Below are 23905 nucleotides of genomic sequence, written 5' to 3'. Positions count from 1 at the left end.
GGTCAGGTGAGTAATGCGGGTCAGGTGAGTAATGCGGGTCGGTCGACGGTGATGACCGGTCGTGAGGAGTTCCACCAGCGGCTCAAGGAGCAGGCCGCCGGTGTGCTGCCGCCCGGCGAAACACTGCTGGACAGCCATGTGATGGACGCCGCCGAGAGCATGCCGCGCCCGCGCAGAAAACTCTGCCCGGTCGTCTTCCCGGGGCAGCGCATGGCGGGGGACCGCCCGGTGACCTGGCTGATGTCGGTGCTGGCGATCACGGCACTGGTCCAGGGGTTCGCCCCGATCGACGATCTGTATGACCGTCTGGAGCGGGACAGCTCCAAGGACAAGCCGTTCTTCGGCGGGTGGCGGAGCGCCGCCGGCCGGATGGCGCTTCCGTTCTTCCCACGCGCGAAGACCGGTGTGGCCAAGGTGATGCTGGTGACCGGGCACCGGTTCCTGCTCGTCCACGTCCAGCACTCGCTCATCGGCAAGCGCATCGGCCCCCACGTCGCGGTGGCCTGGAGCGCGGACCGGCGGGAGACCTCCTGGGTACGGAACCGGCGTGATGTAAGGCCGGGGACGTACGAGATCGGATTTGCGGACGGTTCCTGGGCCACGGTGTTCATCGGGGCCCAGGGGTGGTCGCGGTTCGAGCGGGCCTTCGGCCGTCAGCTCGGGCCGGCGGACCCCATTCCCTGAGTCCGCCCCCGCCGGGCCGATTTCCTGGGTCCGATCCCCTGGGCCCGATCCCGCGAGAAGGTGCCGGCCGCCGTGGCCACCGGCACCTTCTCGCGCTCACCGCGCTGCTGCTGGGCGTTGCCCTACTGCTGGGCGAACTTCCGGCTCATGCCGCTGAAGACACGCTCGGCCTCCGGGCCCAGGCGCGGACCCGCCAGCCAGGTGTTGTTGTTGGAGCCGATGGACGTGTTGGACACCAGCGCCCACTTGCCGCCGCGGTTGGCCAGCCAGCCGCCGCCCGACGAACCGCCGGTCATCGTGCAGCCGATACGGTCCATGGCGGGCGTGCCCTGCTGCATGGTGAGGCGGCCGGGACGGTCGATGCAGTTCATCATCCGCGCGCCGTCGTACGGCGCGCCCGCCGGGTAGCCGATGGCCCGCATCGCGCCGATGCGGTCGGGGGCGGGGGCGTTGAACCAGACCGGGACGGACGCGCCCACGGTCTCCTCCAGCGACTTGCCGCTGCCGTTCTCCGGCTTCACATGCAGTACGGCGAAGTCATAGGCGGAACCGCCGTTGCCGACCTCCTGGCTTCCCATGTTCATCCACTCACCGGACGTGCTGATCCAGTCGGCCCAGAAGCGGCCGTAGGGCTGGATCTGCTGCGCCGGCGTCTGGCTGACCTGGTTCATCGGCACACCGTTGTCGTTGAAGGACGGCACGAAGACGATGTTGCGCATCCAGCCGCCCTTCTTCCCGGCGTGCACACAGTGGCCCGCGGTCCACACCAGGTTGGACTTGCCCGGGTGCGCCGGGTCACCGACGATCGTGCCGGAGCAGACCCGCGGGCCCTGGGGGCTGTCGAAGAAGATCTTTCCGACCGGCGCCATGTTCTGGTGGTAGGGCCGTCCGACCTGCCGGGCGGTGACGGGACGCGGCTCGGGGTCGGTCGCGTCGAACTCGCTGCCCGCGCCGGTGGCCTTCACGCTGAGATCGGGGGCGGGCTTCGCGCTCGCCAGACGCTCCGGCTTCCAGTGGTCCTTGATGATCGGGTTGGCGAAGTCCTTTGCCTTGCGCGCCCAGTTGTCCCAGTTGTCCCAGCCGCCGTCCTTCCACTTCTTCAGGTCGTCGATGCTGGTCGGTATGCCCTTGGGGATCTTGATACCCCCGCCGTTCTGGTCGGCGGCGGCCGAACTGCCGGCCTTGTCGTCACTGGGGCCGCAGGCGGTGACGGTGAACGCGAGCACGGCGGCGAGTGCGGCGGATGCGGCGGTGGTGCGGCGGATGGCCGGTATGGACGGTATGGATGGCATGGAGCAGGGTCCCCCTGGTACGGACGGCGGCGCGCCGCGCCGTGCAAGGGCGCGGCTTTGTCATGCCCCCTTTCGGGGACGCGCTCTACTATGCCGTCCCGCGGCGGGACGCCCGGTGCCGGGGGGACGGTCCTACCGCCGGGCCACCCGCGGGTCCCGGTACACGGCCTGCCGCTGATGGCGGCCGCCTCCCGGCCCGCCCCTGGACGACGCCCCCTCACGGAACTCCGCGAGCTGCTTCGCCGTCGGATACCACTGCCGGTCGCAGCGGCGGCACCACCACCGCCAGTTGTCCCAGTCGGTGTCGGTGGTCGTGGTGTCCTTCCACAACCAGTCGTCGCAGTCGGGGGTGGGGCACTTCGGCGGCAGCGGCATACCCCCACACTGCTGCGCCTCCCGCCGCGCCGTGCGGCGGTTCACCGCCCGCCATCCGGACGAGTGACGAACCGCAACGAACCGGCCGAGCGGGCCGGGCACGGCGACGCCGGGCGCGCACCCGACCGTCCGGCTTCGGTCAGGGCGCGCCCCACCGGGAGAGTTCCTCCTCGATCGTGTAGGCGTAATTGCGCAGCCACTCCCCGTCCGGCGCGTCCCCCAGCGCCTGTCCCGCGGTCCGGGCGTCCGGTACGACGGCGAGCTCGCCCCAGCGCACCGGCCAGGCCAGGCGTTCGCTCACCGTCCAGGCGAGGATGTCGTCCACGGACTCCGGCCCCCTGCCGTCGGGAGCGATCACCACCCCCTCGTCGAACACCGCGCACCACGTCTCGTCGTCCGGCGCGAACTGCCGCGCCTCGAAGAACCAGTAGGTCTCCCCCAGCGGCTTGGGGACCTGCGGTGCATGCAGGAAGCTGAAGTCGCCGAGCACCTCGCCGGATCCGGCCCGCAGGAACCGCAGGGTGGTGGGGCTCATGGCCATCAGGACACCGTCGGCGCCCCAGAGCACCACACCGGTCCCGGACGGTACGTCCAGGGTGCGCAGCCGCCGCGGCTCCTCGCCTTCCAGCGACCACACCTCCACCCGCCCGTCGGCCGTGAGCCAGGCTCCCGCTTCGCCGGACGGGGACCAGGCCCAGGAGTCGGCGAAGACCAGGCCGTCCTCCACGGGTGTGACGTCGAGGCGGTAGCGGAAGCGGTCCTCGTCGTAGATGAGGACGCCGGGCTCCGCTCCGGAGGCGTTGTCCTCGCCCACGAGGGCCGCCAGCCGTGGCAGATCGCCGCGCATGCCCCATTGCAGCGCCGACACCCCCTCGCTCCCGGCCTGCTTCTGTCCGGTCGCCTTCTGTCCGGTCGCCTTCTGTCCGGCCTTCTTGCCGTACGGCTTGCCGGTCGCCGCGTCGAGGAAGCGCAGCCCCTCGTCGCAGTGCACCAGCAGCCGGTCGTCCGGGCTCCACGCGGCGAGCTCACCGATCCCGGCCACCCAGCTCACCTGCCCGGAAGCGACGTCGATGACGAACGCCTCTGCTCGGCCCCGGCTCTCGCCCTGCGCCAGCAACCGGGTGCCGTCCCGCGACCAGCGGACCCGGCAGTCGGCCCGGAGTGTGCCGTCGCCGTGCGCGTCCGTCCCCTCCGCCCGGAAGTCCTCCCGGAGCCTCTCGGCCAGCAGGTACGGGTGCGCGGGCCTGGCGGCACCGGGCGTCCAGCTCAGCTCGCCGCCGTCCATGGGGACGAGGCAGCCGCCCACCTCGCACGGAGACCCGGAGTCCACGAAGACCCGTCTGCCGTCGGGCGCCAGTGCCCAGGGCACCGGCCATACCGGCTCGTCCGTGAGCAGGAACTCGGCGAGGGTCCTGGGACCGTCGACGGGGCTGAACGGATCGAAGACACCGACCCGGCCGCTGCCGTACGCGAGACCGATGCGGCGGCCGTCGGCCGACCACTGGATGCTGCCCGCATGGCCGGGCCGGCCGATACCGCCCTCGATACCGCCGATGCCGTTGGCGCAGCGTCCGGCGGCGACGTCCCAGATCTGCAAGGAGCCGCCGTGGCAGCCGAATCCGGTGCCGGTGCCGGTGGCCAGATAGCGGCCGCAGGGGCTGAGCGCGTAGTCGTTGATCTCCAGCTCGTGGCCGTACGGATGGCGCAGGCGCACGCCTTCCTTCGCGCGGACCTCCCGCGTGGCGGCGCGGTGTTCCTCGGTGATGCCCTGTTCGCGCTCCAGCCTCAGCAGCCGCGCCCGCAGGGCCACCAGGTCCGAAACCGTCCCGGCCTCGGGGCCGGCGTCGTCGGAGCCGTCCTCATCGGCGAGCAGGGCCCGTAGCGCGTCGTCGTCGCCTATCGGGATGCCGAGCCGCCGGGCCTCCTGGAGGTTCTTCCCCTCGGCGTATCGGTGCGCGAACACCAGATCCGTCCGGCCGGACACCGCGCCCGTCACCCGCGCGCCCAGCTCCTCCAGCCGCTGCTTCATCCCGCTCTGCCGCACGCCGTCGAAGCGGCCGATGAGCACGATCGTCATTCCCCGTACGTCCATGCCACCGACCGTAACCGCGACCACTGACAACGGGCCTTCAGTGGCCCTTCAACGGCCGTTCCGGCGGCGGCAGTTGACCATGGAAGGCCGAGGCGGGCGGCCGCACGTCGTCACGTACGGCCGCCCGCCTCCGGGAACACGGATCCGCTACCGCTTCGGCAGCCACTTCTTCCAGACGTCGGGGTGCTTGTCCACCCACCGCTTGGCCGCCTCGTCCGCGGACAGGCCGCCCGAGGCGATCATTTCGGAGACCTCGTTCTGGTCGTCCTTGGACCAGCTGAAGTGCTTCAGGAACGCCGCGGCGCTGCTGCCGCTCTTGGCGAAATCGGTGTTGAAGAACTTCTGGAGGGGGGTGGTGGGATAGGCGCAGTCGATGGACGTGGGGTCCTTGACGCCCTTTTCCGCGCAGGCATCCGTGTACTTGGGGAGTTTGACCTCCTCCATCGGCACCTGGTTGAAGAGCCACTGCGGCTCGTACCAATAGGTGAGGAACGGCTTCTTCTGCTTGGCGAACTGCTGGATCTGGGTGATCTGGGCCGCCTCCGAGCCGGCGAAGACGACCTCGTAATTCAGCTTGAGGTTCTTCACCAGCGCCTTGTCATTGGTGACATAGGACGGCGAACCGTCCATCAGCTGGCCCTTGTTGCCGCTTTCCGAGGTGCGGAGCTGCGAGGCGACCTTGTTGAGGTTCTTCCAGTTCGTGACCTCGGGGTGCTTGTCGGCCCAGTACTTGGGGACGTACCAGCCGATATGGCCGGTGACGCCGTTGCCGCCGCCCGCCGTGATCGTCTTCTTGTCCTTGACGTAGCGCTGTTCCTGGTCGGGGTGGCCCCAGTCCTCCAGGATGGCGTCGACCCGGCCCTGACTGAGGGCGTCCCAGGCGGGGATCTCGTCCACCTGGACGGTGTCGACGTGGTAGCCGAGTTTCGACTCGAGGAGGTACTTGGCCACGGCGACGTTGGACTGGGCGCCGACCCAGGTCTGTACGGACAGGGTGACCGACTTGGACCCCTTGGCCGCGGCGAACGGCGAGGCCTGCTTGGTCATATCGGCCTTGCCGCAGGAGGTGAGGGAGAGCAGGACCGCTCCGGTCACCACCGACGTGCCGGCGATCTTCGTCAGAGTACGAGTACGGGACATGGTCAGGCTCCCTTCCCCGTGGTGCGGCGTTCCGTGGGCTGGGTCACCCGGTCGAGCATCAGGCCCAGGCAGACGATGGCGACGCCCGCGACCAGGCCGAGGGCCAGGTCTCCGGTGGCGAGGCCGGTGACGACGTCGTAGCCGAGGGCACCGCCGCCCACCAGGCCGCCGATGATGACGACGGCGAGGACGAGGACCACGCCCTGGTTGACGGCCAGCAGCAACGCCGGCCGGGCCAGCGGGAGCTGGACCTGACGGAGGGTCTGCCAGCGGGTGGCGCCCAGGGAGCGGGCGGACTCCATGGCGGCGGCGTCCACCTGGCGCAGGCCCTGGGTGGTGATGCGGATGACCGCGGGCAGCGCGTAGACCACGGCCGCGGCGGCCGCCGGGGCGCGGCCGACGGCGAACAGCGCGACGACCGGGATCAGGTACACGAACTGCGGCATGGTCTGCATGACGTCCAGGACCGGGCGCAGGATCGCTTCGAAGCGCTTGCTGCCCGCCGCCAGGACGCCGATGCCGAAGCCCAGCACCAGGGTGACCACCAGGGCGGCGATGACCTGGGAGAGGGTGTTCATGGACGGCTTCCAGACGCCCAGCACACCGATGGCGGCCATCGCGAGGACGGCGGTCAGGGCGGTGCGCCAGGTGCCGATGAGCCAGGCCAGCGCGGCGACGATGAGCAGCGTGCCGTACCAGGGCAGTGCGGTCAGGCCGTCGCGCAGCGGGTTGAGCACCCAGTTGGTGAAGTGGGCGGCCCAGTCGGCGGTGCCGCCGATGACGGGGACGCCGGAGTAGAGATGGCCGACCATCCACTCCTTGAAGTCGTTGACCGGGCGGGCGATGGCGACGACCCAGCCGGTCGGCCAGACCAGGGAGCCGGTCAGGCGGCCGACGAGGGCCAGTACGGCGGTCAGCACGCCGATGCCCGCCCAGACGAGCCGACCGCGGAGCAGCTTCGGACCGGAGGTGTCCGGCTCGGCGCCCAGCCGTTCGCCGGCGGCCGCGGTGGTGCGGTCCATGACGATGGCCAGGAGGACGATCGGGATCGCGGCGGCGAGCGCGGCGCCGACGTCGACCGAGGCGAGGGCCTGGTAGACGCGGTCACCGAGACCGGCGGCGCCGATCATCGAGGCGATCACGACCATGGACAGCGCCATCATGATCGACTGGTTGACGCCGAGGAGGAGTTCCTTGCGGGCCAGCGGCAGGCGGGCGGTCAGCAGCCGCTGCCGTCCGGTGGCGCCGAGGGAGGAGACGGCCTCCAGGACGCCCGCGTCCGCGCCGCGCAGGCCGAGGGCGGTCAGGCGGGCCATCGGCGGGGCCGCGTAGATGACGGTGGCCAGGAGGGCGGCCGGTACACCGATGCCGAAGACCAGCACGACGGGCAGCAGGTAGGCGAAGGCCGGCAGGACCTGCATGGTGTCCAGGACCGGGCGCAGGAGCTTGAACAGACGGCCGGAGAGACCGGCCGCCAGGCCCAGCAGGGCGCCGACGACGACCGAGGCGACGACCGCGACGACCATCAGGGCGAGCGTCTGCATGGTGGGGACCCACATGCCGAGCAGGCCGCTGACCAGGAAGGAGATCAGGGCGGTGGCGGCGATGCGGACACCCGCCACGCGCCAGGCCAGGAGCGTGACACCGGCCGTGACGCCGGTCCAGCCCAGGGCGAGCAGCAGCAGGTAGACACCGCGTACGGAGAGCACCACGGCGTTGCTGAGGTGGCCGAGGAAGTACGTGAACAGCCAGTGGCTGTCGCGGTTGTCGATGATCCAGTCGCTGGTCCTGCCGAGCGGGCCGGAGACGTCGACGGTCAGCGAGGACGGCCAGGCGGCGCCGTACTTGGCGTGCAGCAGCGGGACGAGGACGGCCGCGGCGACGGCGAGCAGCAGGAGCTTGGCCAGGCCGCGGCGGTTCAGCAGCTGCTGCACCGGGCGGGGCTTGGCGTCGACCTTGAGCGCCGCGGCGATCGGGGGCGCAGTGAACATGCTCATGCGCGCCCCCGCTTCACGGTGCCGACCGGCACGTTCATCGCCGCGGCACGCTGGGCCTCGCGCCAGCGGCGCAGCAGGGCGGCGCGCAGACGGGAGCGGTGGGTGGCCACGGGGGCGCGGGAGCTGACCGCGCGCAGGGGCGCTTGACGGTGGGCGGTGGCGGCGTACATCAGGCGGCCACCTCCTCCGGCCGGTGATCGACGCGGGCGACCACATTGAGCAGGCAGGCGTGGTCGACGATGCCCAGGCAGCGGCCTTCGTCGACGACGCGGGCGGCGCCGCCGCAGCGGGCGACCGCCTCGATGGCGTCGGAGATCAGGGTGTCCGGGGTCAGCGCGGGGCCCTGGTCGCTCTCGCCGTCCTCGGCCGGGCGCATCGCGCGGCGCACGGTCAGCACCTGCTCGCGCGGCACGTCCCGGACGAAGTCGCGGACGTAGTCGTCGGCCGGCGAGCCGACGATCTCCTCGGGGGTGCCGAGCTGGACGATCTCGCCGTCGCGCATCAGGGCGATCCGGTCGCCGACGCGCAGCGCCTCGGCGAGGTCGTGGGTGATGAAGACCATCGTCCGGCCTTCCTCGCGGTGCAGGCGGACGACCTCTTCCTGCATATCGCGGCGGATGAGCGGGTCCAGGGCGCTGAACGGCTCGTCGAAGAGCAGGACCTCGGGGTCGACGGCGAGGGCGCGGGCCAGGCCGACGCGCTGCTGCTGACCGCCGGAGAGCTGCCCGGGACGGCGCTTCTCGAGGCCGGCCAGGCCGACCTTCTCGACCATCTCGGTGGCCCGCTCGCGGCGCTCGGCCTTGCTCACGCCCTGGATCTCCAGGCCGTAGGCGACATTGTCGACGACGGTGCGGTGCGGCAGCAGACCGAAGTGCTGGAAGACCATCGAGGCGCGGCGACGGCGCAGTTCGCGCAGTGAACTGCGGTCCATGGCGCGAACGTCCTCGCCGTCCATCTCCAGGCCGCCGCTGGTCGGCTCGATCAGCCGGGTCAGACACCGTACGAGGGTGGACTTGCCGGAGCCGGACAGGCCCATGACGACGAAGACCTCGCCCTTGTGGACGTCGAAGGAGACATCGCGGACGGCGGCGGTGCAGCCGGTCTTCTCCCGCAGTTCCTGGGCGGAGAGCCCGGCGACCGAGGTGTCCTCGGGGATGCGGTCGGCCTTCGGCCCGAAGACCTTCCAGAGGTGGCGTACGGAGAACACGACCTCGCGGGCCGCGGACGAGGCGCTCCTGGGTGCGGACGCGGACTTGGGTGTCTCGGATGCGCCGGCGGAGGTGGTAGCCATCACGCATCACCTCCCTGGGTCGGGGTTTCCTTGAGCAGTTCGGCGCACTTCTCCCCCACCATGAGCACGCCCAGCATCGGGTTGACGGCCGGCATCGTCGGGAAGACCGAGGCGTCGGCGATACGGATGCCGTCCAGCCCGCGGATCTTCAACTGCGGGTCGACGACGGCGAGTCGGTCGTCGGCGGCGCCCATCTTGCAGGTGCCGGCGGGGTGGTAGACGGTGTGTGCGGCCTTGCGCACCAGCTCGCTGATCTCCTCGTCGTCCGTGACGTCCGGGCCGGGGAAGACCTCGCGCTTGAGCCACTTGGCGAACGGCTCGGCCTGCGCGACCTTGCGGGCCAGCTTGATGCCGTCCACGAGGGTTCTGCCGTCGTAGTCGTCCTCGTCCTCGAAGTACCTGAAGTCGAGGGCGGGCTTGGCCTCGGGGTCCGCGGAGGTGAGGTACAGCCGGCCGCGGGAGCGGGACTTGGGGATGTTCGGGGTCATCGACACCCCGTGCTCGGGCCGCTCGTACCCCAGCCGTTCCGGATTGTCCGTGAACGGAATCTGGTAGAAGTGGAACATCAGGTCGGGGCCCTTGTGCTCCGGGTCCCGCTTGACGAACAGACCCGCGTCGGAGTCCATCGCGGAGTTGTCCGGGATCGGCCCGTCGGTCTCCCAGACGATCACCGACTCCGGGTGGTCGATCAGGTTCTCCCCGACGCCCGGCAGGTCCAGCACGCACGGCAGACCCAGCGCCTCCAGGTCCTTCTTCGGGCCGATGCCGGAGTGCATCAGCAGCCGCGGGGTGTCCACGGCCCCGGCGCACACCAGCACCTCGCGGGCCGCCTCGACGTAGACCTCCTCGCCGTCCTTCGTCCGGACGTGGACGCCGCGCGCCCGGGTGCCGTCCAGCTCCAGCTTGTACGCCCAGGTCTCCAGCATCAGCGTGAGGTTCGGCCGGTCGCCGGCCTCCATGTGCGGATGCAGGTAGGCGACGGACGCCGACGACCGCTTGTTGTTCTCCGGGTGGTACGAGAGGTCGAAGAACCCGACGCCTTCTTCGAAGGGCTGGTCGTTGAACCCGACGACCTCCGGGACGCCGAGGGCGGTCTTCGTGGCCTCGATCCAGTCCGTGGCGATCTGGTTCTGGTCCTTCTTCGCCACCCGCACGATGTTGTTGCGCAGCTTGCCGAAGTAGGGGTCCATCGCCTGCGCGTTCCAGCCGGCGGCCCCGGCCTCCTCCCACTCGTCCCAGTCGGACGGCAGCGGCTTGAAGGAGATCAGGGTGTTGTGCGAGGAACAGCCGCCGAGGACCTTGGCCCGGCTGTGCAGGATGTGCGAGTTGCCGCGCGGCTGCTCGGTGGTCGTGTACTCGTAGTCCAGCTCGCCGCCGAGCAGGCCGAGCCATTTGCGCAGGGTCAGCACGTCCTGGCGGTCGATGTCGGACGGGCCGCCCTCGATGACGGCGACGGTGACGCCGGGGTCCTCGGTGAGGCGGGAGGCGATGACGGAACCGGCGGTGCCACCACCGACAACGACATAGTCGTACACGGGCATGAGGGGTGCTCCTTTACTGCAAAGTTCGTGCGTGGCCTGGGAGTTGCGGGATCAGACCGGGTGCCCTTCGGCGGTCAGCCCGCGAACCACCGCACCGGCTGCGGCCGCAGGTTCTCGTAAACGTGCTTGCTCTCGCGGTACTCGTCCAGACCCGTGGGGCCCAATTCCCGGCCGATGCCGGACTTGCCGAAGCCGCCCCACTCCGCCTGCGGGAGGTAGGGGTGGAAGTCGTTGATCCAGACGGTGCCGTGCCGCAGCCGGGCGGCGACCCGGCGGGCGCGGGCGGTGTCGGCGGACCAGACGGCGCCGGCCAGGCCGTACTCGGTGTCGTTGGCGAGCGCGACGGCCTCGTCCTCGGTCGTGAACGTCTCCACGGTCAGGATCGGCCCGAAGGTCTCCTCCCGTACGACCGTCATCTCGCGGTGGCAGCCGTCCAGCACGGTCGGCAGGTAGAAGTAGCCGGTGGCGGGCCGGACGTCCGACGGCTCGGGACGGGCGCCGCCGCAGCGCAGCCGGGCGCCCTCGGCGAGCGCGGAGGCGACATACGCCTCGACCTTGTCGAGCTGCTGCTGGGAGACCAGCGGCCCGCACTCCACGCCGTCGGCCGTGCCCCGCCCCAGCTTGATCTTCTCGGCACGGCGGGCGAGCTCGGCGACGAAGCGGTCGCGCACCGGCTCCTCGATGATCAGCCGGGCACCGGCCGAGCAGACCTGCCCGCTGTGGATGAAGGCCGCGTTCAGCGCCTGGTCGACGGCGGTGTCAAAGCCTTCCTCGGTGGCGCAGGCGTCCGCGAAGACCACGTTCGGGTTCTTGCCGCCCAGCTCCAGCGCGATCTTCTTGGCGCCGGAGACCGCGGCCGCGCCCGCCTTCGTACCACTGACCAGACCGCCGGTGAAGGAGAACAGGTCCACGTCCGGGTGCTCGGCCAGCCGCTGGCCGACCGGCAGGCCCGTGCCGGTGACGATGTTGGCGACACCGGCCGGCAGCCCGGCCTCCACCAGCAGCCTGACCAGGTGGACGGTCGACAGCGGGGTGACCTCGCTGGGCTTGATGACGAAGGTGTTGCCGGCCGCGAGCGCCGGGGCGATCTTCCAGCTGGCCTGCAGAAGGGGGTAGTTCCAGGGCGTGATGAGCGCACAGACGCCCACCGGCTCGTGCACGACCACGCTGTGGATGTCGGGCGACCCGGCGTCGACGACCCGCCCGCCGCTCTCGTTCATCACCAGGTCGGCGAAGTAGCGGAAGGCGTCGGTCACGCAGTCGACGTCGATCCGGCCCTCTTCCAGCGTCTTGCCGGTGTCGCGGCTCTCGAGGAGACCGATCTCCTCGCGGTCGCGCTGGAGCAGATCGGCGACCCGGCGCAGCAGCGCGGCACGCTCGGCCACGGCCGTACGGGGCCAGGCGCCTGCGCCGCCGTCGAAGGCCCGCCTGGCGGCCGCGACCGCCGCGTCCGCGTCCTCGGCGCCGCCCTCGGCCACCACCTGGAGCACTGTCGCGTCGGCGGGGTCGAGGACCTCCCGCGTGGCGCCGGATGCGGCGGGGAGCCACACCCCGTCTACGTGAATGGTCTCGATTGCCGACACGTGTGTTCTGCCTTCCGCTTACGAATTTGTTCCCACTGGTGCAACCACTCGCGCACTCAGCAACGGGGACCCCTTTCCGGAAGCCCCCGACCTATGCCCAAACCTCAACGGAAAGTGAGCCGAGTCACGCCGCGAGTGACCATTCACCCCCCTTCACCCCACATACGTCCGATGTGCGCCGAAAAAATGCAGAACGTACGCTGGATAGCCGTATGCCCAGCCGTATGCCCAGCCCTATGTCCCTCGGGACCGGAGGTGCCGCGATGGCCAGCAGACGCCGCCCAGCGACCGCGATCACCGCTCTGACCTGCGGTGCAGCCCTGCTCGCCGGGCCCGCCTGGACGGGTGCCGCCGCCGCGGCGACCCGGGACGACGGCGAGGGTGATCTCGCCGGAAAGTCGGCCCAGCAGATCTCCGACACCGCACTCCACGAGCTCGCCGCCGCAAAGTCCCTGCGGGTGCGGACGCTGTCCACCGCCGACCCGGGCAAGCTCGACATCTCCCTCGACGAGGCCGGTAACTGCACCGGCACGATCAGCAAGGGCTCCTACGGGCGCATCGACCTCGTCAAACGCGGCAACAAGGTGTGGATGAAACCGGACGCCGCCTTCTGGAAGGCCCAGCTGCCCGGCAAGGGCGGCAGCGACGCCGCCCGCAAGTACGCGGGCCGCTATCTGCACGGCACCACCGGCGACCCCATCCTCCAGAACCTCTCCGCCGCCTGCGACCTCAACGCCTTCCAGCAGTCCGCCACCGGCCCCACGAGTCCGCCCCCCTCCGGCCACCCCACGCCCCGTCTGGCCAAGGGCAAGCCGACCGTCCAGGAAGGCACCCGCGTGCTGCCGGTCGTCAAGAAGATCGACGGTGTCACCCAGACCCTCTACGTGACCATCGACGGCAAGCACTACCCCCGCAAACTCACCGCCGAGGCCGACCACGAGACCGGCACGGTCCTGCTGAGCAACTACGACAAGCCGGTCCCGTCGAAGACGCCCCCTCCGGGCAAGACGGTGGACATCTCGGTACTGGAGGAGCTGCTGCGGGGGACGCAGGAGTCGGAGGCGGCGTAGGCAGCGTAGGCAGTCCTGCACGGGTAACTCTTCGTACGTACGATCGCTAGACCGTGCGGCTGCCCGTATACGCGGGGCAGCGGGGAGGGAGTGGCACGATGACCATCACCGAAGAACGGACCATGACGGTCGAGACCGACGGGACCGAGATGGACGAGCCCACTGAGCAGCCCCTTGAGCCAAGTCCGGACACACTGGACGCGCTGTTCGAGCGGCTGGAGCGGATGCCTGTCCCCGAGGGCTACAAGGTCGAGATTGTCGAGGGGACCGTCTTCATGTCACCGCAGCGGGCCGCGCACTGGGAGACCATCGCTGACATCTACGAGCAGCTGCGCACGCGATATCCGAGGAAGCGCGTGCTGTCCGACGTGCGCATCGACTTCCCTGGCCAACTGAACGGATTCGCCTGCGACGTGGTGGCATTGGCCGAAGGCTGGACCAGGGACGCCAAGGGCCGCTACCGCTACGAGGACGTCGAATTCGTCGCCGAAGTCATCTCCAAAGGCACCGCGGTGAACGACTACGGCCCGAAGAAGACGGCCTACGCCCTCGCCGAGGTCCCTGTCTACGTCATCGCCGACCCGTACATCGGCCGCTGCCGAATCTTCACCGACCCTCAGGGCGGCGAGTACAAGAGCGACCTCCGCCTGGCGTACGGCAAGCCCATCGACCTCACTGGCACGGTCGTCGGCCTCACCTTCACCACCGACGATTTCCCCAAGGACTGACCCCCCGGCTCCCCCTTGGCAGTTAACTGACGCCACAACACCCAAGGGGGGACCGCCATGTACGACACCATCCGCACCGCCGCCCTGATCGCCGCCACCGTCACCACAGGCCTCAGCGCCGGCCTCTTCTACGCCTTTGCCTGTGCCGTCATGCCCGGCCTGCGGCAGTCGGACGACCGGACGTTCGTGACCGCGATGCGGCGGATCAATGTGGCCATCCTCAACGGGTGGTTCGCGCTGGGGTTCTTCGGGGCGCTGGTGTTCACCGCGGTGGCCGCCGGAATGCATCTGCGGGCGGACGGACATGCCGTACTGCCGTGGGTGGTGGCGGCGCTGGCGCTGTACCTGGTCCTGATCGGCACGACCTTCGCGGTGAACGTGCCGCTGAACGACCGGCTCGAGGCGGCGGGAGAGACCGACGCGGACGGCGGTCCGGCCGCCGTCCGCGAGCGGTTCGAGGCCCGGTGGGTGCGGTGGAACGTGGTGCGCGCGGTCTCCGGTACCGCCGCGCTGGGGTGCCTGGTCTGGGCACTGGTCCTGCACGGGCGGATCGGCGGGGGCGCCGCGTAAGGGGCCGGGTGGCGGGACTACGCACCCGTCCCGCCCCGCGGCGGGACCGCGCAGCTGTCGGAGAAGCCCTGGCTGCGCAGGCCCATCGCGCCGTTCACCCGGGAGCGGAAGTTCTCCAGCGCCACCATGGTGGTCAGCTCCACGAAGGCCTTGTCGCCCAGCTGGCTGCGCAGGCGTTCCGCCAGTTCGTCGGTGACCGTCGGCGGGGTGTCGGTCACGGCCTCCGCGTACTCCATGACCAGCCGTTCCGTCTCGGTGAACGACTCCTCGTGCGCCCGCCACTCCGGCACCTTGCTGATCTTCTCCAGCGGCAGCCCGAGCCGGTCCGCCTCCCAGTGGCCGAAGTCCAGGCACCACGAGCAGCCGATCCGCGCCGACGAGATCATCACCGCCAGGTGCTTGAGGGTGGGGTCCAGCGCCTTCCACCGGCCCGCCTTCGCCTCGAAGGCGAAGTAGGCGCGAAGGAGCTTGGGGTGGTGCGCGTAGACCAGCGCGGGCTCCATGACCTTGCCGTATGCGCGCCGGGAGTACCACTCGGCCAGCCGCAGCGTGAGGGTGCGGGGCGGAGTGAGAGAGATTCGTGCCATGGAGGTGCCTCCTCGTACGAGTGTGTGCTCGCTCGGGTTGTCTCGCTCGGGTGGTGCTGTCACTCCGTACGACGGGCGGGCGCCGGCGGATGTGACACGGGCGGCGGCGAGGCGGGTACCTCGTCACCGTCCGTCGGCGAGCCGCCGCCCCGCGCCGCCACCCCCGCAAGACAATTCGGACATGGCTAAGGACAAGGCTCATGACACGGGTGGCGCGGATGGCGGGGGCGGGACGCCGGAGAAGGCGGTGCTGGAGGGCGGCCCCGATGAATTCCCGGGGCTGATCGTGGCGATCGATCCCCCGGGGACGACCGAGCTGAAGATCCCGTATCTGGCCGGGTACGAGCACTTCCGGGCCACCGGGCGGACGAAGACGACCGCCGAGGGCACGCTGCCGGTGTACGAGTGGTGGGAGCGGACGGAGCTGCCCGGGTAGCGCGACGGACCGGGCCGCGGGTCAGCGGACGTCGATGCGGAGCCGGGTGCCGTCCGGCAGGTCGTGGATCTGCTGGGCCAGGGGGCCGCGGATGCGCATCGCGGTGGCGGCGTCGTGGACGGCGAAGTTGTCGAAGCCGTAGCCGCCGCCGGTGACGAAGAACTGCCGCGGGACCAGCCGCTCGTTCGGGTCCAGGGCGCCGTGCTGCTTCTGGAAGGCATGGGCGAAGGACGCTGCGCCGTTCACGTCCGGGTCGTCGAGCAGCCACTGCGCCCAGGCGTCGAGGCCGGGGCCGATCGCGGTGGTTTCAGCCGTCTCCGGGTTGAAGCGGACGACCTCCTCGCCGCCGACGACGGCGAACTGGGTACCGAAGATGTCCTGGCCGAAGCAGAACACGTCGTCGGCCAGGCCGTCGTAGGTGTCCTTCCAGGTCTCGCCGTCGTTCCAGGCCAGCAGGTCGGGGCCGAGGCCGTCGTCGCCCGCCCGGAAGACCTGGACGCCGGCGTCGAAGAGGAAGAAGCCGTTGATACGGGAGAGGGTCCGGCCGAGCTCGGCCAGGGGCCCGGCCGGGACGCCGAAGTCCAGCTCGATCGACGGGCCCATCGGACCGCGCCCCCGGTCCAGCAACTGCTCGAGTGCGCCCGTGCCGTGGGTCATGCCGTATCACTCCGCTGCAGAACGCGCTGCTGTAGGGGCCGGGTTGGGTTCCGGATGACGTGCCGGACGGCGCGCCGCACCGTGTGCCGGGCGCCGTCCCGCACAGCCTCTCACCGCGCGGTCCCGCGTCATCCCGCGGTCCCGGGTCATCCCGCGGTCCCGGGGGCGAAGGACCGCAGGGCGATCCGCTGGATCTGCTCCTGCTGGGGCCACTCGGCCTCGGTGCCCCGGACGAGCACGGCGAACTGGCGGCCGTCGGAGGCCGTGAAGGCGCAGTCGACCACCTTGACGCGGTCGCCCACGTCCTCGCTGTCATAGGCGTAGACCAGCTGGTAGGCGTCCGAGGCCGAGTCCGGGGCCGGGCCGGGCAGCGGTCCGAGGCCGATCTGCTCGTAGCCGGGGTTGCGGGCTGAGTGGGACAGCTCGTCGGAGGTGTTCTCCAGCGCCTCGCGCGGTGTGCCGGGCGCGTCGGTGTTCTGGAAGACCTGCACCAGCCCGTGCCCGTCCGGCGAGAGGTAGAAGACGCCGTTCTTGCGCTTCTCGCGCTGCCAGCCGCTGGGCACCGCGAGGGTGAAGCCCTCTTCGTCGTGGACGGTGCGGAAGCCCTCGGGGGGACCGGAGGACACCGGCGGGGCGGTGGCTGCCGAGGGGCCGGTGGACGGGGTGGACGGGGTGGGCTTCGCGGAGCTCCTGGCGGGGGCCGCGGCCGGGTCGGCGTCATCGCCGCGCCACAGCAGATAGCCGCCGCCGAGACCGGCCGCGATCACGGCCACCGCCGTCCCGGCGGCGAGCGCCATGGTGCGGCGGGCCGGGCCGGGTACGGCGTCGGGCGGCCCGGGGACGAGGAGGACGCCCTCGTCCGGGCCGGCCGGCGGAACGGGTTCCCGGCCGGGGCACGGGGCGGGGTCCGGGCCCGTGTCCTGCGCGGGAACCGGGGCGCCCGGCGCGGTGCCCGCCGACGGCCGGAAGTGCGGCCGGGGCGGCATCGGCCCCGTATAGGCGGCGGGCGGCGGGGTGCCGTCCTCCCAGCGCTGGGTCTCGCGGTTCCAGCGGGCCGCGCCCCCGCCCCGCGCCGTCACCCTCCCGCCAGGGCCGCGACGGCCTGGCCGACCGCCGTCCCGGATGCCAGCAGGCCGACGACGGCGCCGGCGTCGGTGAGGGCTGTCCGCAGCCGCGACAGCCGGCCGGGACCGGCCGCGCCGGAATCGGTGATCTCCGCCTCCGTGCCGGCGAGTTCGCTGCTCAGGGCGGCGATCTGGGGGCTGGGCACCGCCCGGGACAGATCGTCGCGCAGCTCCCGGACGGCGCGCAGCAGCTCCTCCTGCGCCGGGTCCACGGCCGGTGCGGCGCCCTCGTTGTGGGTCACCGTGTTGTGGTTGCCGATGGCGAAGGCGCCCCGGACGCTGCCGATGTGGATGCCGTTGTCGCGTTCGTCAGCCGTTGCCACTCTTCTTGCTTCCCTTCGACGCGGCGCCACGCGGAGTGGTGGCGTTGTGGGTGATCGTGTTGTGGTCGCCGATGCCGATCGCGCCCTGTGCGGACTCGATGTACGTACCGCCCTCCGCGACATGGACGACCCGCTGCTCGAACTCCTCGGTCCGGTAGCCGGCCTCGCGCAGCGCCGTGGTCACGCCCGCCGCCACCCGCTGCTGAATGGTCTTCAGATAGCGGGCGACGTCCATGTCCTGGAAGAGCGAGGACTCGTTGTAGGAGCCCAGTTCGCGTACGGAGACGGCGGGGCCCTCGGGCAGCGCGGCCCCGTACCCTCCGGTGCCCAGCCGCCACAGCGACAGCAAGCCGCGCAGCAGGGTCAGCAGGGCCTGTCCGGCCGAGCGCGGCGTGGCGGCCAGGGCCCAGACGGCCCGGCCGAAGCGGTGGTGGTGCCGGTACTGGTGGGCGATCCGGTCGGCGTCCTGGAAGAGCTGCCGCAGCGGCCACAGCACATGCGGGGCGACCTCCAGCATCAGCATGCCGCCCTGCGTGTGCACCCGTACGAAGACCGTGGTGACCACGCCCTCGTTCCAGCCGCCGACCCGGATCCGCAGGAAGTGCCGGCGGGTCTCGCCGCCTTCCTCGACCGCCTCGGCACGGTGTTCCTCGAACTCCGCGGGTGCGTACGGCGCCGCCGCCCGGGACGGCAGCCCCTCGGCGGGCAGGAAGACGCACTCGTCGATCTCGAGCGCACGCAGCCGGTCCCGCACCGCGGCCGCCCGCTCCGGCGAACCGTGCGGTGACGGCACCCGCAGCGCGGCCACCAGGGGGACGATGCGCTCCAGGAAGGCGGCGTTGTCCAGCGGCTCGGTCGTGCGGTCCGGCCGGGGGCTGAGCTCCACCGACAGGGACCAGGTCCGGTACGGGACACCCGCGCCGCAGAACGGGTTGGCGGCCCGGTACATCATCAGCGGCCCGTGCTGCTCGGTCCGCACCCGGTCCCGCAGCCTCCGGAAGCGGAGGCCCTCGGCGCGCTCGGCGGGGTCGGACATCACGTCGGGGAAGCGCTCCCTGGACAGCTCGTCGGCCAGCGCGCGGGCGAACTGGCCGCGCTGCAGAGCGACCAGGACGGCCACCGCCGGCAACAGCAGCAGCGTGGACCAGACGGCCAGGGCGTCGGCGAACCCGCTGCCGGCGGAGGCGTCGTAGGCGCTGGTGGCGTCCATGGCCGAGTACGTCGAGTAGTCCGGTCCGGAGTCCGGGCTCAGCAGATCCGGCAGCAGCGAACGCCCGAACCCGGCGAGGCCGTCACCGCCGCCGAACGCCGCCACCAGCAGCACCACCAAGAACACCAGCAGGGAGATCCGCCCGTACCAGCGCAGCACGAACGGGCCGATGACGGACAGCCACGGCGGGAGGAAGGTCAGACCGCTCATGAAGCGGGCGAGCGCCATCACGGCGATGGGATAGAGGTAGAGCACCGCCAGCCCGGACGACAGCGGGACGGCCACGATCCACACCAGCAGGATCGCCGCCGCCCAGCCCAGTTGGAGGCGGCGGGCACGCAGCGCGTGGGCGAGCACCCGGGCCGCGTCGATGCCGAGGGAGGGCGCGGCGAACCGCTCCTCGTGGACGTACAGCTCGTCGATGACCGCATCGCGGTAGCTCTCGTCCATGTACGTGCCGGCGCACAGCAGCCGGGTGGCCTCGCTGGCGCCCGGCGGGGTCACGGAGTGCGGCTCGGGCGGCGGGGGCGGGGGCTGTGCGGGCGGATCGGAGCCCGCCGGCTGCTTGGTTAATCGCGCGGTGCCCTCCGGGTCGCCGGGCTGTCGAGGCACATCGATACGGGTCATCTGCCTTCCCTGAAGCACCAGCGGGCCACCACGGACGGGCCGCGGCGTGTGGGGGGGGAAGCGCAGCATAAGGGAGCGGGCCGCGCCGTGTCAGCGCCATTACCCAGAGTGCGGCGGAGCGGTGAAACGGCAGAGCCCGCACGGCCGTTGGGGCCGTGCGGGCTCGTGGTACCGCTGCCGGGAGCGGCGGGTGCGCCGGGGTCAGATGAGGCCGAGGCCGCGGACCGCCTCGCGCTCCTCCGCCAGCTCCTTGACGGAGGCGTCGATGCGCTCACGGGAGAAGTCGTTGATCTCCAGGCCCTGGACGATCTCGTACTTGCCGTCCTTGGTGGTGACGGGGAAGGAGGAGATCAGGCCCTCCGGGACGCCGTAGGAGCCGTCCGAGGGGATACCCATGGAGGTCCAGTCGCCGTCGGCGGTGCCGTTGACCCAGGTGTGGACGTGGTCGATGGCGGCGTTCGCGGCGGAGGCGGCGGACGACGCGCCACGGGCCTCGATGATCGCCGCGCCGCGCTTGGCGACGGTCGGGATGAAGGTGTCGGCCAGCCAGGTCTGGTCGTTCACGACCTCGGCGGCGTTCTTGCCCGCGACCTCGGCGTGGAAGATGTCCGGGTACTGGGTCGCGGAGTGGTTGCCCCAGATCGTCAGCTTGCGGATCTCGGAGACCGGGGTGCCGGTCTTCTGCGCGAGCTGCGAGATGGCGCGGTTGTGGTCCAGACGGGTCATCGCGGTGAACCGCTCGGCCGGTACGTCCGGCGCGGCGGCCTGGGCGATCAGCGCGTTGGTGTTGGCGGGGTTGCCGACGACCAGGACCTTGATGTCGTCCGCGGCGTGCGCGTTGATGGCGGCGCCCTGCGGCTTGAAGATGCCGCCGTTCGCCTCCAGCAGGTCGCCGCGCTCCATGCCCTTGGTACGGGGGCGGGCGCCGACGAGCAGGGCGACGTTCGCGCCGTCGAAGGCCACGTTCGGGTCGTCGGAGATGTCGATGCCCCGGAGCAGCGGGAAGGCGCAGTCGTCCAGCTCCATGGCGGTGCCCTCGGCGGCCTTGAGGCCCTGCGGGATCTCCAGAAGGCGCAGCTTGACCGGGACATCCGCGCCGAGGAGGTGACCGGAAGCGATACGGAAGAGGAGGGCGTAACCGATCTGGCCGGCGGCGCCGGTCACGGTGACATTGACGGGAGTGCGGGTCATGGCGATCTCCTGCGCGACGTTTTCTGGGGGCAAGCCCCCGGACCACCATGGGTGGCGGTGGGTGTCCCTGCCCGGTTATCGAGGTCTCATCGAGGTCTCTTGGTATCGAGAGACCCGGCCGTCAGGCTATCGGACCCCCGGGCGGCACAAGCCGCGGGCCGGTGTGGGACACCTCACCGGGTGTCGCGAACCCGGTACAGGGCGGCGGCCGCCCGCTCTGAGAGGGGGGACACGGGCGACCGCCGGGCTGTGCCGAACCCGTGGGGGGGTGTAGGTCGCCTGCCCGGGAACGCCGCCGTCATGCCCCCCTGATTTCGGCCATACCTGATGACGCCGAATCCCGGCCAGGGCGCACAGAGGCACGGCAGCCCGCCGACGACACCCGCGTGCGCCGGTCGTGCCCCCGGGCGGCCGGGGTTGGCCCTCCCCCTGGCGGGAAATCACTCCGTCCGAACTGCTCCGAACTGTTCCGAACTGCTCCATACGGCTGCGGACGGCTCCGCCGACGCGAGGAGGCAAGGATGACCATGTCGGGAAATCCACCGGTGACGGGACCGGCGGCGGGAAATCCACCGGTTGCCGGAGATCCCCCGGTCGCCGCCCCTCCCTCACCCCCTCCCCCGCCCACGGCCGCTGGGACCGCCGAACAGCAGACCGCGATCATCGGCCTCCTGATGCGCGAGTACGACGCCTTACGCTCCGAGATCACCCAGCGCATCGGGGCCCGTACACAGATAGCCGGTTTCGCCGGCGTGATATCGGCCGTGGTGGCCGGGAACGGCGGACTGACCTTCAACCGCCCGAACCTCTACATCGCCCTGGTGATCGTCGCCTTCTCGCTGGTGTGGTGGCGCGACAGCAACCAGGGCATCCTGCGCCTGGGCCGCCATCTGCGGATGATCGAGGAGCAGGTCAACACCCTGTCGACCCAGCTGTACGGGCGCCCGGCGCTGTCCTGGGAGGACCGGCGCCAGGCGGAGCGCCGGGCCGAGCGCACGGTGTGGCGGCTGATCGGCCGGATGGGCGGCTGGAACCCCCGCTGAGGCCGGGATCCCCGCCGATGGTCAGCACTCCGCCGACCCCACCACCCCTGCGGGGTAACGGAGTTACCGCCGAAAAGCACCCGCCCCATAGGGTTCCGCGTCATGAGCCGAGTGCTGACCATCGACGTACCGACCGGCGTCAACGCCTACCAGCTGCGCACCGACCGCGGATCCTTCGCCGTCCTGGACGCGGCGCCGCCCCTCGCGGCCCGTCGTGGCACCGCGCTTCTGCTCCCCGGGTTCTCCGGCAGCAAGGAGGACTTCCTGCCGCTGCTCGCCCCGCTGGCGCAGGCCGGGTTCCGTGCCGTGGCGGTCGACGGGCGCGGACAGTACGAGTCGGCCGGCCCGCGCGAGGAATCGGCGTACGCGCAACGGGAGTTGGCACTGGACGTCGTCGCCCAGAGCGACGCCCTCACCCGGGACGGCGGCGGACCGCTGCATCTCCTGGGGCACTCCCTCGGCGGTCTGATCGCCCGCGCCGCGGTGCTCGACGCCGCCCCCTCGCCGCTCCCCTGGGCCTCGCTGACCCTCATGAACTGCGGCCCGGCCGCGATCGAGACGGCGCAGCAGGTCCGTACGAGCATGCTGATCGACGCGCTGGGCGGGATGGACATGGATGACATCTGGCAGGTGATGCAGGCCATGGACGCGGACGGGGGAACGGCGGCGGCCGCCTCCGAGGTCGACGCCTTCCATCACCGGCGCTGGATGGGCACCACACCGGAGCAACTCATCGCCACCGGACGCCAGTTGATCGCCGAACCGGACCGCGTCACCGAACTGGCGGCGGCCCCGCTGCGCAAGCTGGTGGTGTCCGGGTCGGCGGACCGCACCTGGCCGGTGCCGTGGCTGGACGAGATGGCCCGGCGCCTGGGCGCGGAGCGGGTGGTGATCGACGGCGGCGGGCACTCCCCGAACGTCCACCGGCCGCAGGAGACGGCCGCGGCGCTGGCAGCGTTCTGGGCGCGTTAGCCCTGCGGACCAGGCGGCGGACCCTTCCCCGCACCGGGGGCGGGCCGCCGCCCTTATGCCCGGAAAAACCCGATGCCGGGGGTGCTCAACCGGCCATCTTCGCCCGCAGGTTGACGTCGAGGGCATCCAGGAACTGCTCCGTGGTCAGCCACGGCGCGTCCGGCGAGATCAGCAGCGCCAGATCCCTGGTCATCTGCCCGCCCTCCACCGTCTCCCCGCATACCCGCTCCAGCGCCTCCGCGAAACGGGTGACCTCCGGGGTGCCGTCCAGCCGGCCCCGGTGCGCGAGGCCGCGGGTCCAGGCGAAGACGGAGGCGATCGGGTTGGTCGAGGTGGCCTTGCCCTGCTGATGGCGGCGGTAGTGGCGGGTGACCGTGCCATGGGCGGCCTCGGCCACGGTGGTGCGGCCGTCGGGGGACATCAGGACGGAGGTCATCAGGCCGAGCGAACCGAAGCCCTGCGCGACGACATCGGACTGGACGTCGCCGTCGTAGTTCTTGCACGCCCAGACATAGCCGCCGGGCGACCTGAGGGCCATCGCGACCATGTCGCCGATCAGCCGGTGCTCGTACGAAAGCCCCCCGGCCCGGAAGTCCTCGGCGAACTCGGCGTCGAAGACCTCCTGGAAGAGCTCCTTGAAGCGGCCGTCGTACTTCTTCAGGACGGTGTTCTTCGTGGAGAGGTAGACGGGGTAGCCGCGGGCGAGGCCGTAGCGGAACGCGGCGCGGGCGAAGTCGCGGACGGACGCGTCGTGGTTGTACATCGCCAGCGCCACGCCGGAACCCGGGAACTCGTGGACCTCCACCTCGAGCGGCTCGGAACCGTCCTTCGGGGTGAAGGTCAGGGTGAGCGTGCCGGGACCCGGGACCCGCAGATCGGTGGCGCGGTACTGGTCGCCGAAGACGTGCCGGCCGACGACGATCGGCCGGGTCCAGCCCGGGACCAGCCGCGGCACATTCGCCATGATGACCGGCTCGCGGAAGATCACGCCGCCGAGCGCGTTGCGGAGGGTGGCGTTCGGCGAGGGGTACATCGCCTTGAGGTTGAACTCCTCGACCCGCGCCTCGTCCGGGGTGATGGTGGCGCATTTCACGCCGACGCCGTACCGCTGGACGGCGCGGGCGGCATCGGTGGTCACCTGGTCGTGGGTCGCGTCACGGTGCTCGATGCCGAGGTCGAAGTACTTCAGGTCGACATCGAGGTAGGGGAGGATCAGCTTGTCCTTGATGAAGGACCACAGGATGCGGGTCATCTCGTCGCCGTCGAGCTCGACGACGGGGTTGGCTACCTGGATCTTGGCCATGACGTCACGGTACTCACGGCGGACCCCCGGAAGCCGGACGCCGGGCGCGCGACCCGGCGCGGACACCCC

Annotated in this window: 23 protein-coding genes; 7 read left to right on the top strand and 16 right to left on the bottom strand. The window is 71.2% G+C overall.

Going from position 1 to position 23905, the window contains the following annotated elements:
• Positions 1-51 precede the first annotated feature (51 nt).
• Positions 52-684, top strand: coding sequence for a hypothetical protein (locus tag ADL29_RS35080; protein WP_053927560.1), 633 nt, complete (start codon positions 52-54; stop codon positions 682-684).
• Positions 685-806: 122 nt separating this feature from the next.
• Here the strand turns inward: ADL29_RS35080 and ADL29_RS35075 are convergent, their stop codons facing one another.
• The 9 genes from ADL29_RS35075 to ADL29_RS35040 all read right to left on the bottom strand — a co-directional run bounded on the left by ADL29_RS35075 (position 807) and on the right by ADL29_RS35040 (position 11995).
• A complete protein-coding gene (locus tag ADL29_RS35075) occupies positions 807-1976 on the bottom strand; it encodes a trypsin-like serine peptidase (protein ID WP_245689759.1) in 1170 nt (389 codons plus the stop codon).
• Positions 1977-2108: 132 nt separating this feature from the next.
• Positions 2109-2351, bottom strand: a complete 243-nt coding sequence (locus ADL29_RS35070) for a hypothetical protein (RefSeq protein WP_046926387.1) — start codon at positions 2349-2351, stop codon at positions 2109-2111.
• A gap of 139 nt (positions 2352-2490) precedes the next feature.
• Complete coding sequence (locus ADL29_RS35065; protein ID WP_078971518.1) at positions 2491-4443, bottom strand: WD40 repeat domain-containing protein; 1953 nt, start codon at positions 4441-4443, stop codon at positions 2491-2493.
• Between the two features lie 147 nt (positions 4444-4590).
• Complete coding sequence (locus tag ADL29_RS35060; protein ID WP_053927558.1) at positions 4591-5583, bottom strand: ABC transporter substrate-binding protein; 993 nt, start codon at positions 5581-5583, stop codon at positions 4591-4593.
• Between the two features lie 2 nt (positions 5584-5585).
• Positions 5586-7580: an ABC transporter permease gene (locus tag ADL29_RS35055; protein WP_053927557.1), complete on the bottom strand. Its 1995-nt coding sequence runs from the start codon at positions 7578-7580 to the stop codon at positions 5586-5588.
• A complete protein-coding gene (locus ADL29_RS44310; RefSeq protein ID WP_159031557.1) occupies positions 7577-7750 on the bottom strand; it encodes a hypothetical protein in 174 nt (57 codons plus the stop codon). Before ADL29_RS44310 ends, ADL29_RS35055 begins: the two co-directional genes overlap by 4 nt.
• Positions 7750-8871, bottom strand: a complete 1122-nt coding sequence (locus ADL29_RS35050; protein ID WP_053927556.1) for a quaternary amine ABC transporter ATP-binding protein — start codon at positions 8869-8871, stop codon at positions 7750-7752. Before ADL29_RS35050 ends, ADL29_RS44310 begins: the two co-directional genes overlap by 1 nt.
• Positions 8871-10412 carry a GMC family oxidoreductase gene (locus ADL29_RS35045; RefSeq protein WP_053927555.1) on the bottom strand — a complete coding sequence of 514 codons (1542 nt, stop codon included), beginning with the start codon at positions 10410-10412 and terminating at the stop codon, positions 8871-8873. The genes ADL29_RS35050 and ADL29_RS35045 overlap by 1 nt, the downstream gene beginning before the upstream one ends.
• Before the next feature lie 74 nt (positions 10413-10486).
• Complete coding sequence (locus ADL29_RS35040) at positions 10487-11995, bottom strand: aldehyde dehydrogenase family protein (RefSeq protein ID WP_053927554.1); 1509 nt, start codon at positions 11993-11995, stop codon at positions 10487-10489.
• 263 nt (positions 11996-12258) lie between these two features.
• Between ADL29_RS35040 and ADL29_RS35035 the strand changes: the two genes are divergently transcribed.
• The 3 genes from ADL29_RS35035 to ADL29_RS35025 all read left to right on the top strand — a co-directional run bounded on the left by ADL29_RS35035 (position 12259) and on the right by ADL29_RS35025 (position 14363).
• The gene (locus ADL29_RS35035) at positions 12259-13065 is read left to right on the top strand and encodes a hypothetical protein (RefSeq protein WP_053927553.1); all 807 of its coding nucleotides are present in this window, start codon (positions 12259-12261) and stop codon (positions 13063-13065) included.
• A gap of 98 nt (positions 13066-13163) precedes the next feature.
• Positions 13164-13793 carry a Uma2 family endonuclease gene (locus tag ADL29_RS35030; RefSeq protein ID WP_078971517.1) on the top strand — a complete coding sequence of 210 codons (630 nt, stop codon included), beginning with the start codon at positions 13164-13166 and terminating at the stop codon, positions 13791-13793.
• A gap of 57 nt (positions 13794-13850) precedes the next feature.
• Positions 13851-14363, top strand: a complete 513-nt coding sequence (locus ADL29_RS35025; RefSeq protein WP_053927552.1) for an anthrone oxygenase family protein — start codon at positions 13851-13853, stop codon at positions 14361-14363.
• Positions 14364-14380: 17 nt separating this feature from the next.
• Here the strand turns inward: ADL29_RS35025 and ADL29_RS35020 are convergent, their stop codons facing one another.
• Positions 14381-14950 carry a carboxymuconolactone decarboxylase family protein gene (locus ADL29_RS35020; protein WP_053927551.1) on the bottom strand — a complete coding sequence of 190 codons (570 nt, stop codon included), beginning with the start codon at positions 14948-14950 and terminating at the stop codon, positions 14381-14383.
• A 247-nt stretch (positions 14951-15197) separates the two neighbouring features.
• Here ADL29_RS35020 and ADL29_RS46170 point away from each other — a divergent pair, with 247 nt between their 5' ends.
• Positions 15198-15386, top strand: a complete 189-nt coding sequence (locus ADL29_RS46170; protein WP_046926398.1) for a DUF5988 family protein — start codon at positions 15198-15200, stop codon at positions 15384-15386.
• Between the two features lie 21 nt (positions 15387-15407).
• Here the strand turns inward: ADL29_RS46170 and ADL29_RS35010 are convergent, their stop codons facing one another.
• The 5 genes from ADL29_RS35010 to ADL29_RS34990 all read right to left on the bottom strand — a co-directional run bounded on the left by ADL29_RS35010 (position 15408) and on the right by ADL29_RS34990 (position 20518).
• Complete coding sequence (locus tag ADL29_RS35010; protein ID WP_053927550.1) at positions 15408-16043, bottom strand: hypothetical protein; 636 nt, start codon at positions 16041-16043, stop codon at positions 15408-15410.
• A 146-nt stretch (positions 16044-16189) separates the two neighbouring features.
• Positions 16190-17122 carry a hypothetical protein gene (locus tag ADL29_RS43135; protein WP_053927549.1) on the bottom strand — a complete coding sequence of 311 codons (933 nt, stop codon included), beginning with the start codon at positions 17120-17122 and terminating at the stop codon, positions 16190-16192.
• Complete coding sequence (locus tag ADL29_RS35000; protein WP_053927548.1) at positions 17119-17490, bottom strand: hypothetical protein; 372 nt, start codon at positions 17488-17490, stop codon at positions 17119-17121. The genes ADL29_RS43135 and ADL29_RS35000 overlap by 4 nt, the downstream gene beginning before the upstream one ends.
• Positions 17477-19327: a hypothetical protein gene (locus tag ADL29_RS34995; protein ID WP_053927547.1), complete on the bottom strand. Its 1851-nt coding sequence runs from the start codon at positions 19325-19327 to the stop codon at positions 17477-17479. Before ADL29_RS34995 ends, ADL29_RS35000 begins: the two co-directional genes overlap by 14 nt.
• A gap of 201 nt (positions 19328-19528) precedes the next feature.
• Entirely contained in the window at positions 19529-20518 is a 990-nt protein-coding gene (locus ADL29_RS34990) for a malate dehydrogenase (RefSeq protein WP_053927546.1), read from the bottom strand.
• A 521-nt stretch (positions 20519-21039) separates the two neighbouring features.
• Here ADL29_RS34990 and ADL29_RS34985 point away from each other — a divergent pair.
• Complete coding sequence (locus ADL29_RS34985; RefSeq protein ID WP_053927545.1) at positions 21040-21561, top strand: hypothetical protein; 522 nt, start codon at positions 21040-21042, stop codon at positions 21559-21561.
• A gap of 102 nt (positions 21562-21663) precedes the next feature.
• Positions 21664-22533, top strand: a complete 870-nt coding sequence (locus ADL29_RS34980) for an alpha/beta fold hydrolase (RefSeq protein WP_053927544.1) — start codon at positions 21664-21666, stop codon at positions 22531-22533.
• Positions 22534-22618: 85 nt separating this feature from the next.
• Here the strand turns inward: ADL29_RS34980 and ADL29_RS34975 are convergent, their stop codons facing one another.
• Positions 22619-23836, bottom strand: a complete 1218-nt coding sequence (locus ADL29_RS34975) for an NADP-dependent isocitrate dehydrogenase (protein ID WP_053927543.1) — start codon at positions 23834-23836, stop codon at positions 22619-22621.
• Positions 23837-23905 lie beyond the last annotated feature (69 nt).

This window comes from Streptomyces chattanoogensis, assembly GCF_001294335.1.
GTDB lineage: Bacteria > Actinomycetota > Actinomycetes > Streptomycetales > Streptomycetaceae > Streptomyces > Streptomyces chattanoogensis.
This window is presented reverse-complemented; position numbering and strand designations above follow the sequence as displayed.

Coding starts and splice junctions, on each gene's coding strand:
- ADL29_RS35070 (WP_046926387.1), bottom strand. CDS start 2,351: ATGCCGCTGCCGCCGAAGTGCCCCACCCCCGACTGCGACGACTGGTTG.
- ADL29_RS34990 (WP_053927546.1), bottom strand. CDS start 20,518: ATGACCCGCACTCCCGTCAATGTCACCGTGACCGGCGCCGCCGGCCAG.
- ADL29_RS34985 (WP_053927545.1), top strand. CDS start 21,040: ATGACCATGTCGGGAAATCCACCGGTGACGGGACCGGCGGCGGGAAAT.
- ADL29_RS35035 (WP_053927553.1), top strand. CDS start 12,259: ATGGCCAGCAGACGCCGCCCAGCGACCGCGATCACCGCTCTGACCTGC.
- ADL29_RS35045 (WP_053927555.1), bottom strand. CDS start 10,412: ATGCCCGTGTACGACTATGTCGTTGTCGGTGGTGGCACCGCCGGTTCC.
- ADL29_RS35010 (WP_053927550.1), bottom strand. CDS start 16,043: ATGACCCACGGCACGGGCGCACTCGAGCAGTTGCTGGACCGGGGGCGC.
- ADL29_RS35055 (WP_053927557.1), bottom strand. CDS start 7,580: ATGAGCATGTTCACTGCGCCCCCGATCGCCGCGGCGCTCAAGGTCGAC.
- ADL29_RS35020 (WP_053927551.1), bottom strand. CDS start 14,950: ATGGCACGAATCTCTCTCACTCCGCCCCGCACCCTCACGCTGCGGCTG.
- ADL29_RS35050 (WP_053927556.1), bottom strand. CDS start 8,871: ATGGCTACCACCTCCGCCGGCGCATCCGAGACACCCAAGTCCGCGTCC.
- ADL29_RS35075 (WP_245689759.1), bottom strand. CDS start 1,976: ATGCCATCCATACCGTCCATACCGGCCATCCGCCGCACCACCGCCGCA.
- ADL29_RS35065 (WP_078971518.1), bottom strand. CDS start 4,443: ATGGACGTACGGGGAATGACGATCGTGCTCATCGGCCGCTTCGACGGC.
- ADL29_RS34980 (WP_053927544.1), top strand. CDS start 21,664: ATGAGCCGAGTGCTGACCATCGACGTACCGACCGGCGTCAACGCCTAC.
- ADL29_RS35030 (WP_078971517.1), top strand. CDS start 13,164: ATGACCATCACCGAAGAACGGACCATGACGGTCGAGACCGACGGGACC.
- ADL29_RS44310 (WP_159031557.1), bottom strand. CDS start 7,750: ATGTACGCCGCCACCGCCCACCGTCAAGCGCCCCTGCGCGCGGTCAGC.
- ADL29_RS35080 (WP_053927560.1), top strand. CDS start 52: ATGACCGGTCGTGAGGAGTTCCACCAGCGGCTCAAGGAGCAGGCCGCC.
- ADL29_RS34995 (WP_053927547.1), bottom strand. CDS start 19,327: ATGACCCGTATCGATGTGCCTCGACAGCCCGGCGACCCGGAGGGCACC.
- ADL29_RS34975 (WP_053927543.1), bottom strand. CDS start 23,836: ATGGCCAAGATCCAGGTAGCCAACCCCGTCGTCGAGCTCGACGGCGAC.
- ADL29_RS35060 (WP_053927558.1), bottom strand. CDS start 5,583: ATGTCCCGTACTCGTACTCTGACGAAGATCGCCGGCACGTCGGTGGTG.
- ADL29_RS35025 (WP_053927552.1), top strand. CDS start 13,851: ATGTACGACACCATCCGCACCGCCGCCCTGATCGCCGCCACCGTCACC.